We start from the raw sequence: 15,547 nt of genomic DNA, 5'->3' as shown, positions 1-15,547 counted from the left end.
GTGTCCCAAGTTTTTTGCCTAAAAGCCTAACCTGTTGATTTACAGGATGTTAGCTCAGTTGGTTTAGAGCGTCGCCTCGACAAGGCGAAGGTCATCGGTTCGAGCCCGATACGTCCTACTTATCTTATTGTTATGAAGGTTCTTTATGATCATCAATCATTTTCTGGAGCAAAATACGGGGGTATAGCAAGATATTTCTATGATCTCATGTACAACCTTAAGTTTCACCAGCATGTTGATGTTGATTTAGCACTCTTGTTTTCGAACAATCATTATCTACAAAATGCCGATATAAAAAAAGTAATCCCTTTCAGCTTTTTTTTAGGATATGCGAAAACAAATATGATGTTTTCACACATCAATCGTTTCAATAGTGCTTTAAAAATCGCCCGACAAGACTTTGATGTTTTTCATCCTACATATTTCAAAGATTACTTTCAGCCTTTTCTTGGAAAAAAGCCTTTTGTCATTACCCATCACGATGTAATTCCTGAAAAATTTTCAACACAATATGCTTCATTAGATGGTTTTGACAAACCTCAAAAGCAGAAAATACTTGATAAAGCAGCAAAAATTATTGCTGTTTCAGAAAATACCAAGCAAGATTTGCTCGAAATTTTTAGTGTTGCTCCCGAAAAGATAGAAGTAATCTATCATTCTACTCATTTTGCAACTTATCAAATTACACCAGGATTTGATATTATAACACCCGAAAAATATTTGCTTTATATTGGAAACCGAGAAAATTATAAAAACTTTGATTTTTTTGTTAAGGCAATTACACCTCTACTAAAAAAAGACAAAGATTTATATTTGGTCTGTGGTGGCAATGGTAGTTTCAGCGATTTGGAACAAAAGATGTTTGCTGAACTCAAGGTTGGTGAAAAAATTATTCATCAAGAAATTGAGAATGATGATGTACTGTATCGATTATATCAAAAAGCCATCGGTTTTGTATATCCTTCTTTATATGAAGGCTTTGGTATTCCCATTTTAGAAGCATTTGCCTGCGGCTGCCCAGTAGCATTGAGTGATTGCTCATGTTTTCCTGAAGTGGCTCAAGACGCTGCATTGTATTTCAAGCCAGATGATGAAGAGCAGATTCTTTACCAAATTGAACAGTTAGTGAATAACGCTGAACTGCGTTTTGATTTGATAAAAAAGGGTTATCTAAGATTAAAAGATTTTTCACCAGAAATTACCGCTCAAAAAACACTTGAAGTGTATAAAAGTGTTGTTAAAAAGGCATAGTTTTGGCGTTAATTAACCATTTTTTTCTTTTTGCACATTTTAAATTATTTACCTTTTTTATAACTAACCCATTTTTAGCTATAACCAATAGCCAAAAACTCAAAAGATGCGAATTGTAATTTGTGATATATATGTTAAGTTAGTCGGTCATAATTTAGGTCATATCCAAAATATACTCCGTTATTTAGAACAGCATCCTTCATCAAATGAATATGTGTTTTTACTAAATCCAGAAGCAAAAACAATTCCTTCGGTCAAGACTTCTGCGTCAAATATTCAAATCATTTTCTTTACAGATGAAGAGTTTGTTTCATTTAATTCGGGATACAATATTGTTAAATCAACCCATCTTCTATGGAAACACTTAGTTAAGTATGTGGCTGATTATAAGGCAGATAAACTTATAATGATGATGTTGGATATGTTTCAACATACCATTGGTAGTAGTCGATTGCCCTGTGAGATGAATGGTATTTTGTTCACTCCTTATCCAAGAGTTATTCCTCCAAATGATACGTTAAGAGGGAAACAAAAAGCAGCAATTACAAAAGCTCGCAAAATTTTTACAACTTGGTGGATGTGCCGAAATAGTCGTTTGAAAAAGGTATTTATTTTCAATGATAGAGAAACTATCAAAACCATGAACGAAACTTTGGGGACGGATGTATTTACTTATTTGCCCGACCCAATTTATGATTATCCAACTCGTCAAGGACTTGATATTCGAGAAAAATACAATATTTCATCTGACAAAAAAATTCTATTAGCCTTTGGATTTATTGATGAAAAGAAAAATGTTGTGAATATTCTCAAAGCCATGCAACAACTTTCAGCCGACGAGGCTTCAAAATCTTGTTTGTTGATTGTAGGGAAAATTCACGAAGCCTATCAAAGTCAACTGACGCAAACTTTGGAAGAAACCAGAGCTATACGCCCTGAACTCCAAATTGTTCTAGAAAGTCGCTTTGTGGATGATGATGAAATGGAAAGTTATGTTGGTCAAAGTGATGTCGTTTCAGTTGCTTATATCAATTTTTATTCTTCAAGTGGAGTACTTGGATTAACAGCTCGCCACAATAAGCCTGTAATTGCAACAAAATTTGGCGTAGTAGGAGACTTAACTCGTGCTTATCAATTAGGACTGACGGTTGATGGGTATAATACAACCGAAATAAAAGATGCAATTCAATATTTTCTTCATACGCCAAATTCATTTCCAGAAAAAGCAGCTCTCTTTGTCCAAAATCATAGTAGTGAAAGTTTTATAAAGACTTTGTTAGATTTGGAGTAAAATTATTGGATACTAAACTCATATTTTAACTACCGAAATAAAAAATGCTTACTCTTTTCAAGTAAGCATTTTTGTTATTCAATGAAAATTTAAATACTATTAAGCCATTTCTACTTCTTTGGCCGCTTGTTCGGCAATCCAATGATATGTTTTAGTAATTCCTTCTCTCAATGTATGTGATGGAGCCCAGCCTAATTTTTCTTGAATCAAAGCATTATCAGAATTTCTTCCACGAACACCTTCAGGTCCTTTAATATTGTTAATTGTAATATTTTTGCCTGAGATTTCAGCTATTAATTGAGCAAAATCATTAATTGAAATCATTTCTTCCGAACCAATATTTACTGGGCCAGAGAAATCTGACTCCATCAAACGACGAACGCCTTCTAAACATTCATCCACATATAAGAATGAGCGAGTTTGTTTGCCATCTCCCCAAATTTCGATTGTTCCTCCATCTTCTGCTTCAATAACTTTACGGCAAATGGCTGCTGGAGCTTTTTCTTTTCCACCTCTCCAAGTACCTTGAGGGCCAAAAATATTATGAAAACGAGCGATTTTTACGGTAATACCCAAGTTGCGTTGGTATGCTAAAAAAAGACGCTCGCTGAAAAGTTTTTCCCACCCATATTCGCTATCAGGAGCAGCAGGATAAGCCGATTCTTCAGAGCATTTTGGATTTTCAGGGTCAAGTTGGTTGTACTCAGGATACATACAAGCTGAAGAAGAATAGAAAATCTTTTTCACACCTGCCAATTGTGCTGCATGAAGCATGTTTAGGTTACAAAGTGCCGAATTGTGCATAACTGCAGCATCATTTTCGCCAGTAAAAATATATCCTGCACCGCCCATATCGGCAGCTAATTGATAAACTTCATCAAATCCACCTTCAGTTACTTGTCGGCAAATAACAGGGTCAGTCAAATCTCCAATCACAAAATCATCAGCATTCCCATTCCCATATTCATTATATTTTAAATCTACCCCTCTTACCCAATAACCTTCACTTTTTAAGCGATTGACCAAATGACCACCAATAAAGCCACCCGCACCACAGACTAATGCTCTTTTCATAAATATCAACAATAAAATTTATAAGACTATTCTAAATAAAGTACAAATTTAACGAATGAAATTTGTAAAAAAAAATCATAATTTATGATTTACTTCATCTAACCAAATTTGTTTACCCCTACAATTCCAATGTGTATCTCCTATATCGTAAAATTGCTCTTTAATAAGCTTTGCTGGTGCATAAACATCAAAATATGGCATCTTTAGGCTACTATTTTGCTGTACACGTTCAATTAAGTGATTATATTGACCCAAGTCAGATGCTAAAATTGAAGTTTTGTTGGGGATAATTGACAAATAGATTTCGTCAAATCCTAAATTCTTGTAATAGTTATATGTTGTATTGACATTTTGAACCAAAATATTAATCTCTTCCTCTGAAATTTTGTCGAAACTTGAGTTAATTCCACTGGCCTGAGCGTCTAAATAGTATAAAATATGCTTGCCATCTTTTGATAAAACAACTTTCTCATCAATTTTATCAAATAGTTTCCAATTGATCCAAGCCTTCCATTCTTTGAATTTCAAGAAAAAATCTGAAGAAAAAAGTAGCGTTTCGTGGCGTTCAGTATTATAAGGGACTTGGTAGTCTAAAGCTGTTTGTAAAAGAGTTTTATCTTGTATTTTGTTTTTAAAAGGTTGATTATCAGCAATATGTAAGTTTGTATATGGTTTTGCAAACCTTTCTCTAAAATGTCTTTCAACGGTTTGGATAATCAAAATATTCTTTCGATTTGACTCTAATTTTATAAAACTTGTATCAGCTATAAAAAATCTTTTATAGTTCTCTGCTTTAAAATTAGTTGAGTCGATTCGTCCTTTGTCTGTAAAGCTATCGCCTAATAAAATGAGTGAAACATTGGGCGTTTTAGTCATTTTTGATGGTGTACACTTCTCAAGTGGAACCCTAAATTGAGCCAAATTTGATAAACGGTAAAGGTCACCATAACGGTAATCATCTTGGGTAATATGTTTATCGAAAAGCCATTTGGTAAGGTCTTTTGAAAAGCCTAAATACCAAAGGAAAGCGAATATTAATAAGAAAAAATATTTCATTTTAAAAACTCCTCTAAAGGGGCTAGGGGTTTAGAACTGGAAATAGATAAATTGATTAGACGTAAAAACGCCAAAGAAATAACACAAAACAAGTAAAAAACTAAAAGAGAGATAGAATTGTAGCGTGTTTTGTGTAGGAATTATCTTTAAAAACTTATCTTTTAACAGTAATATGATGATTAAAATTAAGCAAAAAATCATTTCATTGAAATGAAAGGGTGTTGCGATTGCACCGTAATTTGAAAAATTAAAAATCTTCATGAAAATTACTTTAGCATTGCTCATGCCTTTTGCACGGAAAAATACCCATGTAAGCATGACCAATAAGAATGTAATAAGCAGATTAATCATTTGGGAAATCAAATGATTGCTTTGTGAGAAACGAAAATATTTATCACGAATTTGAGCAAAAACCAAGTAAATTCCGTGCAAAGCTCCCCAAACAATATATGTCCAAGCTGCACCATGCCACAAACCACTCATCATAAAAACAAAGAATAGATTAAAGTATTTACGATATTCTCCTGCCCGATTTCCACCCAGGGGAATATATAAATAATCTCTGAACCAACCCGATAATGAAATATGCCAACGTCTCCAAAATTCACTAATTGATTTTGAAAAATAAGGAGCATCAAAATTTTCCATTAGATTGAAGCCCATCACTCTTGCAGAACCAATGGCGATATCAGAATAACCCGAGAAATCACAATAAATCTGAAAAGTAAAAAAGATGGTTGCCAATAAAAGTGTTGCACCATTATGTTGGAGTGGCTTATCATAAGAATAATCAACCAACATGGCTAATCTGTCAGCAATCACTACTTTTTTAAACATTCCCCAAGCAATTCTCATCAAACCTGCCTTGATATTTTCAAAATCATATTTAAAATTTGAATGAAATTGCCAAAGTAAGTTTTGTGGGCGTTCGATAGGGCCAGCTACCAATTGTGGGTAAAACATCACATAAAGAGCATATATTGTAAAGTCTTTTTCAGCTGTTTGATTACCTCGATATACCTCAATGGTGTAGCTCATTGCTTGAAAAGTGTGAAATGACAAGCCAATTGGCAGTATTATATCAAGTAAATCAATATGTGTTTTTGATCCTATATTAAAAAAGACGTTATTAAGATTTTCTATGAAGAAGTTGTAATACTTGAAATAAGCTAAAAAGCCGATATTTGAGATTAAACTCAAAACTAATATCCATTTTCGTTTGACTCCTGTGGAATTTGCAATCCAAATTCCTGCAAAATAATCTACAATGATTGTAATAAATAGAATAAGTATGTAAATCGGTTTAAAAACTGCGTAAAAATAACAACTGGCTAAGAGTAAAAGCCAAATTCGCCCTCGGTGAGGCAAACAGTAATACGCCAACGTTACGACTATAAAAAAGAAAATGAATTGTAATGAATTGAATAACATTTAAAATTGAAGGGGAATTTGACACACCCAATTGATTTGTAAGGTCAAATTTCTATGGAAATCTTTAAGAATCAAAATCAAATTTTCAAATTTGAATCTTATTCTTTGAATTTTTAAATCTTACCTGCTATATTTGCAAAACCAAATCGGCCCCGTAGCTCAGCTGGATAGAGCAACAGATTTCTAATCTGTGGGTCACAGGTTCGAATCCTGTCGGGGTCACCAAATTGCTGAAAGTCTCTCAAATTATATTCTGAGGGACTTTTTTGGTTTATTTACCTCAAAAATGAGTCAAATCAAATCCAATTGGATGCAATAAGATGAAAGCACGGTTTTTTCTTTTTTATGTTTTTTTGACTAATATAAATCCCTGCTTTTGTCAGAAGAATGACGGCATTACTGTTGAAACAAGTCAAAAATATTTTATTGGAGCAATAAAATATTTAGTTCAAAGTCAATCAGATACCACTATTCAAGGAAAACAATACCAAGGAGAATGGGAAGTTTTCATGGAATTAACCGAACCTTTCTTTTTTCTTGGATTAAAACAAAAAAAAAGAGATTCTAATTGTTTTACGATTTCGGCTATCCATAATTTTCTTGCCGAAATGTATATTGCTGATACAACTTTACAATTATTAAAACCAACAATTTCGAAAGCATTTAAAGAAATTCAATCTTTTAGGAATAATCAAAGGTTTAATTTTTGGAAAGCTTTGCCACCACAAAGAGATTTGAAATTGGGAAAAGAACCCCAACCAATACAATTAGTTAGAAGACCAACTAATTTCATATTAAAATCAAGGTTTGTTGGTAAAACAACGAATGTTGCCGATGATGCTGATGATACTTCTTTGGGTAATTTAGCTTCTTTATATCACAACAAAATATTTGAAGATACTTTAAGCCTTATCTCATCAAAATCGTATGACGAATACATTGATTTAAATAGAAAAAATAGGAATTGGTTTAATATACTTTTTCACGGACTGCCAAATTCAGGTGCTTTTTTGACTTGGCATTGGACAGAACACCAATTCAAATACTGGAACAAACTAAGGTCGGCCTTAAATGGGGCATTTGTTTTTGTACCAATAAGTCCTTCATATCCTAAAGCTTATAAACCTTGGATACCTTTTGGAGCCAATGAAGTGGATGTGGTCGTAAATGCCAATGTATTGACATATTTGGCTATGACAGATCAGCTCGACAAAAGTGCTGGCAAAAAAGGTGCGATTTTTGTTATTAATGAGTTGCTCAAAAGAGAACGTTGGGAAAATACAGCTATTTATTATCCAAATTCTTTTCATATTCATTATGCAGTAGCAAGAGCTTATGCAGCAGGTTTGACTGAATTGAAAATATCATGTGAAACCATATTAGCACATTTGTTACATTCACAAAAAAGTGATGGGAGTTTTGCAAGTAGCTTATGGTTGAATCATGGAGATTTGATTCAATCTACCGCTTATGCACTTCATGCCTTGTTGGATTTACAAAGTAAAGGGATGAAGGTTCCTAAAACATGTATTGAAAAAGCGATAGCTTATCTATTATCAAATGCAAAGTTTGAAGATAATAAAGTAAGTTGGAGTGGGGGTGTTTATTTTTCAGGAGGCACTTTTGTGAGGGGAATTATGGTATGGAAGTCTGACGCTTACACCACTGCTATGATTGCCAAGTGCTTGCAAAAATGGATGTTCCTGACTAAATAATTAAATTTTTTAGAAAGTACTCAATATTAATTATGCGGAATAAGATTGCTATTTATATGTAGTATCTCATTTTTGAATGACAAAACCACTATTTTAATTATAAAGCAACCATGAATACAAAGAGGATTTTCTTCATCCTTATTTTTATTGCTCAAAATCTCTATGCCCAACAAATCATTACTTTGGGTAAAGGTAATACTCAGAGAATCAATGTTTCTTCAAGCACTTCGAGTGCATCTGGTGCGGCGACAATTTCAGGTATTGGTTTTCTACCAAACCCTAATGCTGCATCAAGGTTTCTCTCACAAGCAACTTTTGGAGCAACTTATACAGAGATTCAAAAAGTAACTACACAGGGTATCGAAAAATGGTTGGATGACCAATTGGCATTACCCAATAACTTCAAAATACAAACGTATCTGCAAAGCCTTCATCAATCTATTGTTGATTCATTGAACAAAGTAAATAAAGTTCAGACTTATAATTTGTCTAATGTATATTTAGATGATTGGCATTTTGATATTTCATGGTTTCAAGGAAGCATGACAGCTCCTGACTTGTTGAGATGGAGAGTGGCTTTTGCTTTGAGTGAAATATTTGTTGCCTCAAGAGTTTCACCATTAAATGGAAACCCTTACGCACTTGCGAGTTATTATGATGTTTTGATGGATAATTCATTTAGTAATTATCGAACCTTGATTGATAGAATTACTTATCATCCCACGATGGGGGTTTATTTAACCTATATGAATAATCATGCAACAGATAATAATAATGGAAAACAAATTTACCCTGATGAAAACTATGCGAGAGAAATCATGCAACTATTTTCAATTGGTCTTTACGAATTAAATATTGATGGTACAGAGAAAAAAGATGCCAATAATAAGCCGATTCCAACTTATAATAATGATGATATTGCCAATTTAGCCAAAGTTTTTACTGGTTTATCGTGGGGTGATGGCAATTACTTGGGTATTTCAAGTAAAAATTATTGGAGTTATACAAAGAGAATGAAGTTTTATGGCAAAGATTCGAGTGATGCGGTAAGAAATCCACTAAAAGTTAATCCAAGAATTGTCGATGGTCATGAATATGGAGCAAAGACATTTCTAAAAACGACAATACCAGTAAGACCTGTTGCACAAGGGAATCAAGACATTCAAGATGCTTTAAATATCCTCTTCAACCATCCAAATGTAGGCCCCTTTATTTCCAGAAGGCTTATTCAACGTTTAGTTACCTCTAATCCAAGTCCAGCTTATATTAAGCGAATCGCAACGGTTTTTAATAATAATGGTAGCGGTGTCAGAGGTGATTTGAAAGCAGTGATAAGAGCCATCTTGTTAGACCCTGATGCAAGACAATGTTGTGGAGACAATACTGAATATTATGGGACACTTAAAGAACCTTTTTTAAGATATATGAACTTGGTAAAAGGGCTAAATCTGCAAGCACAAGGAAATGTTTTTAGGAATGTAATGGCGAGGGTTTATGATGAAACCGAACAAAGACCACTCAATTCAAATAGTGTTTTTAATTTCTTCTCACCAGATTATAGGCCTGATGGGGAATTAAAAGAGGCAGGGAAAGTAGCTCCAGAATTCCAATTATTGAGTTCACAAACCCTTACAGGGTATTTTAATGCTCTCAATGATTGGTTAATAAAGGATGACCCTACTGAATATTATGGTTTTTTTGGTGGAGAAACCTACAAACCTAATCAAAATCCAAATTTTAATACAGAAATAGATTATACACTTACAAGAAACGACAAAGTACCTCAACTTTTGGATAAATACAATCATATTTTGGCTCATGGTAAATTATCAGTCGAAAGTTTAAATATTATTGCAAAAGCTATTAAAAGTATGCCTTATGCTGAAGATGCTAATGGAGTACCTGAAACTACCGAAGCGTATCGAAGAGTTAGAATGGCAATTTACCTAATTATGACCTCACCAGATTATTTAATCAACAGATAAGCCATGAATAGACGAGATTTTATTAAGCAAGCTGGTTGTTCGGCTATGGGTTCAACAACTTTATTAAGTACATTAACCAGTCTGGGTGCAGTGAATGGTGCAGTTAGCGGTAATTTATCAAACACAAAAAGTAGTGAAGATTATAAAGCATTGGTTTGTATTTTGTTTTCGGGAGGAATGGATTCATTTAATACTTTGATTCCTTATGGAACTACTGTAGGAGGTGATAATGGATTTAATGAGTATAAAGCAGTAAGATCGGATCTTGCTATTCAAACCGTTTCAAGTTTGTGGAAGCTAAATAGTACTCAATGTACTGGTTTTAGAGGATTACCTTGTAATTATTCTTCTTTTGGAGTGCACCCTTCAATGCAAGGTGTTAGTCAGCTCTTTAATACAGGGAAACTCGCATTTATGTCAAATATTGGTACATTAGTTGAACCGGTGATGAACAAAACTGAGTATGAAAGCGGTTTAAAAAAACTTCCCTTAGGTATTTATTCACACTCTGACCAAATTATGCAATGGCAGACTTCAGTACCTCAAAGTAGAGATGCTTTGGGTGTGGGAGGTAGGTTAGCTGATTTATTGAATGCTTCAAATACGCACCAAGAAGTTTCAATGAATATTTCTTTAAATGGAAAAAATACTTTTCAACGAGGGAAAAATGTAGCAGAATATGCCATTAGTAATAATGTTGACCCGGGTAATGTAGGTGTTTCACCGCTTCCAAGTTGGTGGAGTAATACTGGGTCAATAACAGATTTGCGAAACTCCTCAGTTGATAGTTTAGTGTCTAAAGTTTATGCCAATCTCTTACAGAAAACATATAGTACCACAACCAAAAATACTATTGCTTCTTTCGATATTTTTAAAGAAGCACTCAAAAGAGTACCAAGTATAACCACTGCGTTTCCAACAACAAATTTGGCAAAAGATTTATTAGCTGTTGCCAAAGTAATGAGTGTTAGAAATGATTTAGGAGCAAAAAGACAGACTTTCTTTATAAACTACGGTGGTTGGGACATGCACGATAACCTTGTCAATGGTATGACTAATCAATTGACAGTTGTCAGTCAAGCATTAAAAGCATTTTATGATGCAACCACTGAACTTGGTATCGCAGACAATGTAACTACTTTTACCATATCAGATTTTGGTCGTACTATCACATCCAATGGTTTAGGTGCAGATCATGCATGGGGAGGAAATACAATGGTAATGGGTGGTGCAGTCAAAGGAGGGAAAATTTATGGAGCATTTCCTAAGATGAATGTGACATCAAATCCTCAAAATATTTCTTTTAGAGGAAATTTTATCCCATCCATTTCTACTGATGAAATGTACGCAGAACTGGCTCTTTGGTATGGAGTAAGTCCTTATGATCTTTGTTATGTTTTACCCAATTTGCGTAATTTTTATACATATTCGCCTAATAATTACCCAGTTGGTTTTATGAATTTTAGTGCTACAGCTATTTCCAATATTGATAGACCTCAGTCGTGCCTAACCTATTAAAATATCAATGAAAACAGTGATAAAATATATTTTTTGTGTCTTATTCTTTCTAATTCTAAGTAATCTTACGAATGCTCAAAACTGCATTGGCACTGCTGGACAGGTGAAGTGGAGTTATTGGACAGGTTTTACAAGTTGGCCAGATAGTACTGATTTAAAAGCATTAGAGAATTTTCCCAGCCGACCAGATGGTTATCAAATTTTGGGTTCATTGAAAACACCTATCAATTATGCCGATTATTTTGCCTCAATCATTAGAGGCTATATCAAAGTTCCTGTAACAGATAATTACATTTTTAATATTACTGGAGATGATCAATCTTTTTTCTATCTAAGTACTACCCAATCGCCTGCCAATAAAGTCAAAAGAGCAGAAGTGACCACTTTTACAGACTTAAATCAATATGATAAAGAACCAGGCCAAACATCACAAACCATACGATTAGTTGGAGGACAATATTATTATTTCGAAATTCTTAATTTTGAAGCTGGTGGTGATGATTTTGTGAGTTTACAATGGAGAAAAGCATCTCAAACAACGGTCTCTTGGTCAGTTATTGATTACAATTATATTTATGATTATGCTTGTGGCCAAGTTTGTCCTACTAGAGGAACTGCTTGTGATGATGGAAATAGCCTTACCACAAACGATCAGCAAGATGGCTTTTGTAATTGTGTAGGAACATACCCAACTACTAATGCTTGTGTCGGAACACGTGGACTTGCAGAAGCGTATTATTTTGATAATATCACAGGTAATTATGTCGAAAATGATTTAATAAATGCTCCAAAATTCCCTTTATTACCTGATAGAAAAGAAAAACTGAATGGTGCTTATGGCCCACTTGTGCCTTATGCTAATGATAATTATGGTACTTTGGTACAAGGTTTTTTAACAGTACCTGTGTCGGGAATCTATGAATTTAATATTACTGGTGATAATCAAACTTTTTTTTTCCTAAGCAAAAATGATTCAATTCAATATAAGCAATATCATCAAGCAGTGGTGATAATTGGTGTGGGCGAAACAGAACATAATAATTCGGTTTTGCAATCAATTTCTCCAATTTATATGGAAAAAGGCAAGTATTATTATTATGAGTTTCGGCACAAAGAAAACGGTTGGCGAGATCATTTCAATTTATATTGGAAAACACCGTTTCACGAAGTTAAAGATTGGAAAAGAGTCCCCAGCTTTTATTTATTTGATTATAAATGTGAGATTTCCTGTATAGCTCAAGGAACATTGTGTGATGATGGTAACCCATTTACTAATAAGGATAAAATCAATGGGCAATGTGAATGTGTAGGAACTCCATGTTCTGGTCCTGATTGTGATGATTCTGCAGCAAGGTATAAAACTTATGATTCTTGTAGTCCGACAGATAATATCACAACTTCAAAAGAGGGAGGGTGGGTTTCATGTGCCAATACTAACCCTAATCCAAATCCTGCCAGAGCAACTAATGCTAATTGGGTATTATATGATTTTACGGATAGATATAAATTTAGTACTTCAAGAATATGGAACTATAATGTTGTTGGTGAAACTGATAGAGGATTTAAAAATGTTACGGTCGATTATTCATTAGATGGCAAAAGCTGGCAAGCATTGGGAATAAGCTATTTGTGGCAAAAGGCCCCTGGTGTTGCCGATTATTCAGGTTTTGCTGGGCCAAATTTTAATGACATAAAAGCTCGCTACATACTTGTTTCCGCCATTGATAATTGGGGAGCTGGTTGTTCAGGATTTAGTAAAATTACATTTAACGCCACTCTTTGTAATCCAAGCGGAACACCTTGTGATGACAACGATCCACTTACTTCTTATGATAAATTCGATGATAATTGTAACTGTAAGGGGATTGACTTAAATTGTGCAACCGATACACTTAAATTAGGGAAAATTTCATTGGCTGATGGTGCTTTCAAAGCAAAAAAACGCATCGAAGCAGAATCGCTTGTTCCCGTTACAAAAGATATTACATTTACCGCAGGAAATAGTATCGTGTTATTACCAGGGTTTGAAGTGAAAAATGATGCGGTTTTTATGGCAAATATTGCTGATTGCTTACAAGCTGCATTTGTCCAAAATAAAAATCCAAAAACAACAAATACTACCGCTTCAACTGACTCAACAGGATTGGCTACTAACAATACAGAAATCGCTCAATTGAAGGAGATTATTTTTAAATTGAGTAAACCAGCTTATGTCAAGCTTTCTTTAAATGATGCAAATAATAATACAGTAGTTTTACTAATCGACCATTATTTTGAAAATTTAGGCACTCAGACGAAGTTATTACCAACCAATAAATTAGCGAAAGGTGTTTATTGGGTAGTACTCGAAGTAGATGGGAAATTATTAAAGGAGCAAGTTTTGATTGAGTAATTTGATTAGGTATTTAATAAAAATTAATAGAATAATGGCTTTAATATTACCAGTTCAAGGAAAAATGCCACAGCATGGCGAAAACTGTTGGTTTGCACCCAATTCAACGATTGTGGGTGATGTCACGATGGGTAAAGATTGTACCGTTTGGTTCAACGCCGTGGTTCGGGGCGATGTAAACTCGATAATCATGGGCGACCGTGTAAATATCCAAGACGGAGCCGTTATTCATTGTACGTATCAAAAATCAAAAACTATCATTGGTAATAATGTTAGTATTGCCCATAATGCAGTAGTGCACGGATGTAAAATCGAAGACCAAGTTTTGGTGGGAATGGGAGCAATTATTATGGATGGGGCAGTGATTGGTACAGGTTCAATTATTGCTGCTGGAGCAATTGTCACACAAAATACAATTGTGCCTCCAAACAGTATTTATGCAGGAAATCCAGCCAAATTCTTGAAAAATGTAAGCCCTGAATTAGGCGAAGTTTTTATGCGAACTGCCAATAATTACGTAATGTATGCAGGTTGGTTTAAAGAAGGTGAAGTTTAATTAATTACTTCACCTTCTTTTATTCTTTACTCAACTCTTTCTTGGCATTTAAATATCCACGAATGACAGTAAAGGTTGTGATTGCTAAGAAAAAGAAAATAATGTATTGTACATAATCTACAATCCATGGAAATTTTTCGCCAAAATAAAAACCTCCACCTACCAACACAAGTGTCCATATCGCACCACCTAAGATATTGAAAAGCATAAATTTGTAAAATTTCATATTCACAATTCCTGCTAAAATAGGAGAAAAAGTACGAATAACTGGTAGAAAACGAGCAATTACAAGTGTTTGACTACCATATTTTTCAAAATATTTTTGTGTATTTTCAATGTATTTTTGCTTAAAAAACAATGAATCTGGTCGATTTTGAATGCCATCACCAAAATATCGCCCAGTGACATAACCTAAAAGAGAGCCTAATACGGCTGCTAAAAATATACAAATCAACAAAAGTGAAACTGGAACATCGAGTAGTTTTGTACCACAAAAAACTCCTGAGAGAAAAAGTAGATAATCTCCAGGAAGAAAGAAACCGAAAAAAATGCCGTTTTCAATGAAAATAATGAGCGTAATTGTAATCAACCCACCCGTGCGGATGAGTTCTTCCGAATTCATTAAATATTGAAACCACTCAGTTAATGTTTCCATTCTTTTGATAATGTAAAAAGTGTAATTGCAAGAGAATAATGTTTGATTGATTCTGAAGTATTTTGAATGGTTGGAAACAAAATTACATTTTAATCATTTTACATTATTCTTAATATCTACTGTACTTTTGGCTCATTTAGCTCGATCACATATCCGTCAGGGTCAGTTACATATATTTGATACGCTCCATCAAAACGTTTTTGACGAACATAAGGCAAACCTTTTTCTTTCAAAAAAGCTTCAATTGCATCGGCCGAATCTTTTGGAATAGTCAATGAAAAATGCCCACCGTTTTTATCATTATTTGTTACGGGTTCATTTCTTCCTAAAAGCAAATGTAATTGTTGATCTGGTGTAATCTGAAACCAACGTCTGATGGCAACTAAATTATCAGGAACATCGACTGGTTTTAACCCAATAATTTCTCTGTAAAATTTGGCACTCGCCTGTAAATCTTTTACATATAAGCCTACATGATTATAGCCCAAAATAGTAATTGCTGATGGTTTTTGAGTTTGTGCAAAAACATTGGCTGTGATCAACAAAAAGAAAACGGTACTTAGACGAAAATAATTCATAGTTATAATTTAATGTAGGTTGAATATCTATTGAGTTTGGCAAAA

General features: G+C 33.9%; 12 protein-coding genes and 2 tRNA genes. 9 read left to right on the top strand and 5 right to left on the bottom strand.

Going from position 1 to position 15,547, the window contains the following annotated elements; translation table 11 throughout:
* The first annotated feature begins 43 nt into the window (after positions 1 to 43).
* From ACQUQZ_RS14910 to ACQUQZ_RS14900, 3 genes are all read left to right on the top strand, one after another.
* Positions 44 to 118, top strand: a tRNA-Val gene (locus ACQUQZ_RS14910).
* Positions 119 to 132: 14 nt separating this feature from the next.
* On the top strand, positions 133 to 1,251 hold the full coding sequence (locus ACQUQZ_RS14905; protein WP_435355817.1) for a glycosyltransferase family 4 protein: 1,119 nt from the start codon (positions 133 to 135) through the stop codon (positions 1,249 to 1,251).
* Between the two features lie 106 nt (positions 1,252 to 1,357).
* Positions 1,358 to 2,542 (top strand): glycosyltransferase, encoded by a 1,185-nt coding sequence (locus ACQUQZ_RS14900; protein ID WP_435355816.1) that lies wholly within the window; start codon positions 1,358 to 1,360, stop codon positions 2,540 to 2,542.
* Positions 2,543 to 2,641: 99 nt separating this feature from the next.
* Here ACQUQZ_RS14900 and ACQUQZ_RS14895 read toward each other — a convergent pair whose 3' ends face one another.
* The 3 genes from ACQUQZ_RS14895 to ACQUQZ_RS14885 all read right to left on the bottom strand — a co-directional run bounded on the left by ACQUQZ_RS14895 (position 2,642) and on the right by ACQUQZ_RS14885 (position 6,103).
* Positions 2,642 to 3,616 carry an NAD-dependent epimerase/dehydratase family protein gene (locus ACQUQZ_RS14895; protein WP_435355815.1) on the bottom strand — a complete coding sequence of 325 codons (975 nt, stop codon included), beginning with the start codon at positions 3,614 to 3,616 and terminating at the stop codon, positions 2,642 to 2,644.
* Between the two features lie 75 nt (positions 3,617 to 3,691).
* Positions 3,692 to 4,672, bottom strand: a complete 981-nt coding sequence (locus tag ACQUQZ_RS14890; protein ID WP_435355814.1) for a hypothetical protein — start codon at positions 4,670 to 4,672, stop codon at positions 3,692 to 3,694.
* 30 nt (positions 4,673 to 4,702) lie between these two features.
* Positions 4,703 to 6,103, bottom strand: coding sequence for an MBOAT family O-acyltransferase (locus ACQUQZ_RS14885; RefSeq protein ID WP_435355813.1), 1,401 nt, complete (start codon positions 6,101 to 6,103; stop codon positions 4,703 to 4,705).
* A gap of 148 nt (positions 6,104 to 6,251) precedes the next feature.
* On the opposite strand from ACQUQZ_RS14885, the gene ACQUQZ_RS14880 reads away from it, so the two are divergent.
* From ACQUQZ_RS14880 to ACQUQZ_RS14855, 6 genes are all read left to right on the top strand, one after another.
* Positions 6,252 to 6,328, top strand: a tRNA-Arg gene (locus ACQUQZ_RS14880).
* A gap of 95 nt (positions 6,329 to 6,423) precedes the next feature.
* Positions 6,424 to 7,818, top strand: coding sequence for a hypothetical protein (locus tag ACQUQZ_RS14875; RefSeq protein ID WP_435355812.1), 1,395 nt, complete (start codon positions 6,424 to 6,426; stop codon positions 7,816 to 7,818).
* Positions 7,819 to 7,928: 110 nt separating this feature from the next.
* Complete coding sequence (locus ACQUQZ_RS14870) at positions 7,929 to 9,803, top strand: DUF1800 domain-containing protein (RefSeq protein WP_435355811.1); 1,875 nt, start codon at positions 7,929 to 7,931, stop codon at positions 9,801 to 9,803.
* Positions 9,804 to 9,806: 3 nt separating this feature from the next.
* The gene (locus ACQUQZ_RS14865) at positions 9,807 to 11,321 is read left to right on the top strand and encodes a DUF1501 domain-containing protein (protein ID WP_435355810.1); all 1,515 of its coding nucleotides are present in this window, start codon (positions 9,807 to 9,809) and stop codon (positions 11,319 to 11,321) included.
* 7 nt (positions 11,322 to 11,328) lie between these two features.
* Positions 11,329 to 13,713 carry a PA14 domain-containing protein gene (locus ACQUQZ_RS14860; RefSeq protein WP_435355809.1) on the top strand — a complete coding sequence of 795 codons (2,385 nt, stop codon included), beginning with the start codon at positions 11,329 to 11,331 and terminating at the stop codon, positions 13,711 to 13,713.
* Between the two features lie 34 nt (positions 13,714 to 13,747).
* Positions 13,748 to 14,269, top strand: a complete 522-nt coding sequence (locus ACQUQZ_RS14855; RefSeq protein WP_435355808.1) for a gamma carbonic anhydrase family protein — start codon at positions 13,748 to 13,750, stop codon at positions 14,267 to 14,269.
* A 19-nt stretch (positions 14,270 to 14,288) separates the two neighbouring features.
* Here the strand turns inward: ACQUQZ_RS14855 and ACQUQZ_RS14850 are convergent, their stop codons facing one another.
* Together ACQUQZ_RS14850 and ACQUQZ_RS14845 are read right to left on the bottom strand one after the other, a co-directional pair.
* Complete coding sequence (locus ACQUQZ_RS14850) at positions 14,289 to 14,924, bottom strand: DedA family protein (RefSeq protein WP_435355807.1); 636 nt, start codon at positions 14,922 to 14,924, stop codon at positions 14,289 to 14,291.
* Between the two features lie 116 nt (positions 14,925 to 15,040).
* Positions 15,041 to 15,502, bottom strand: a complete 462-nt coding sequence (locus tag ACQUQZ_RS14845; protein ID WP_435355806.1) for a VOC family protein — start codon at positions 15,500 to 15,502, stop codon at positions 15,041 to 15,043.
* Between the last annotated feature and the right edge of the window lie 45 nt (positions 15,503 to 15,547).

Source organism: Emticicia sp. SJ17W-69 (assembly GCF_051209875.1).
In the GTDB taxonomy this organism is placed as follows: Bacteria; Bacteroidota; Bacteroidia; order Cytophagales; family Spirosomataceae; genus Emticicia.
Note: the sequence above shows the minus strand (reverse complement) of the source record. Positions and strands in the feature narration are given on the sequence as shown.

Bases quoted from the DNA above. Each gene is read 5' to 3' on its own strand.
- ACQUQZ_RS14895 (WP_435355815.1), bottom strand. From the start codon at position 3,616: ATGAAAAGAGCATTAGTCTGTGGTGCGGGTGGCTTTATTGGTGGTCAT.
- ACQUQZ_RS14870 (WP_435355811.1), top strand. From the start codon at position 7,929: ATGAATACAAAGAGGATTTTCTTCATCCTTATTTTTATTGCTCAAAAT.
- ACQUQZ_RS14890 (WP_435355814.1), bottom strand. From the start codon at position 4,672: ATGAAATATTTTTTCTTATTAATATTCGCTTTCCTTTGGTATTTAGGC.
- ACQUQZ_RS14900 (WP_435355816.1), top strand. From the start codon at position 1,358: ATGCGAATTGTAATTTGTGATATATATGTTAAGTTAGTCGGTCATAAT.
- ACQUQZ_RS14875 (WP_435355812.1), top strand. From the start codon at position 6,424: ATGAAAGCACGGTTTTTTCTTTTTTATGTTTTTTTGACTAATATAAAT.
- ACQUQZ_RS14850 (WP_435355807.1), bottom strand. From the start codon at position 14,924: ATGGAAACATTAACTGAGTGGTTTCAATATTTAATGAATTCGGAAGAA.
- ACQUQZ_RS14865 (WP_435355810.1), top strand. From the start codon at position 9,807: ATGAATAGACGAGATTTTATTAAGCAAGCTGGTTGTTCGGCTATGGGT.
- ACQUQZ_RS14905 (WP_435355817.1), top strand. From the start codon at position 133: ATGAAGGTTCTTTATGATCATCAATCATTTTCTGGAGCAAAATACGGG.
- ACQUQZ_RS14855 (WP_435355808.1), top strand. From the start codon at position 13,748: ATGGCTTTAATATTACCAGTTCAAGGAAAAATGCCACAGCATGGCGAA.
- ACQUQZ_RS14860 (WP_435355809.1), top strand. From the start codon at position 11,329: ATGAAAACAGTGATAAAATATATTTTTTGTGTCTTATTCTTTCTAATT.
- ACQUQZ_RS14885 (WP_435355813.1), bottom strand. From the start codon at position 6,103: ATGTTATTCAATTCATTACAATTCATTTTCTTTTTTATAGTCGTAACG.
- ACQUQZ_RS14845 (WP_435355806.1), bottom strand. From the start codon at position 15,502: ATGAATTATTTTCGTCTAAGTACCGTTTTCTTTTTGTTGATCACAGCC.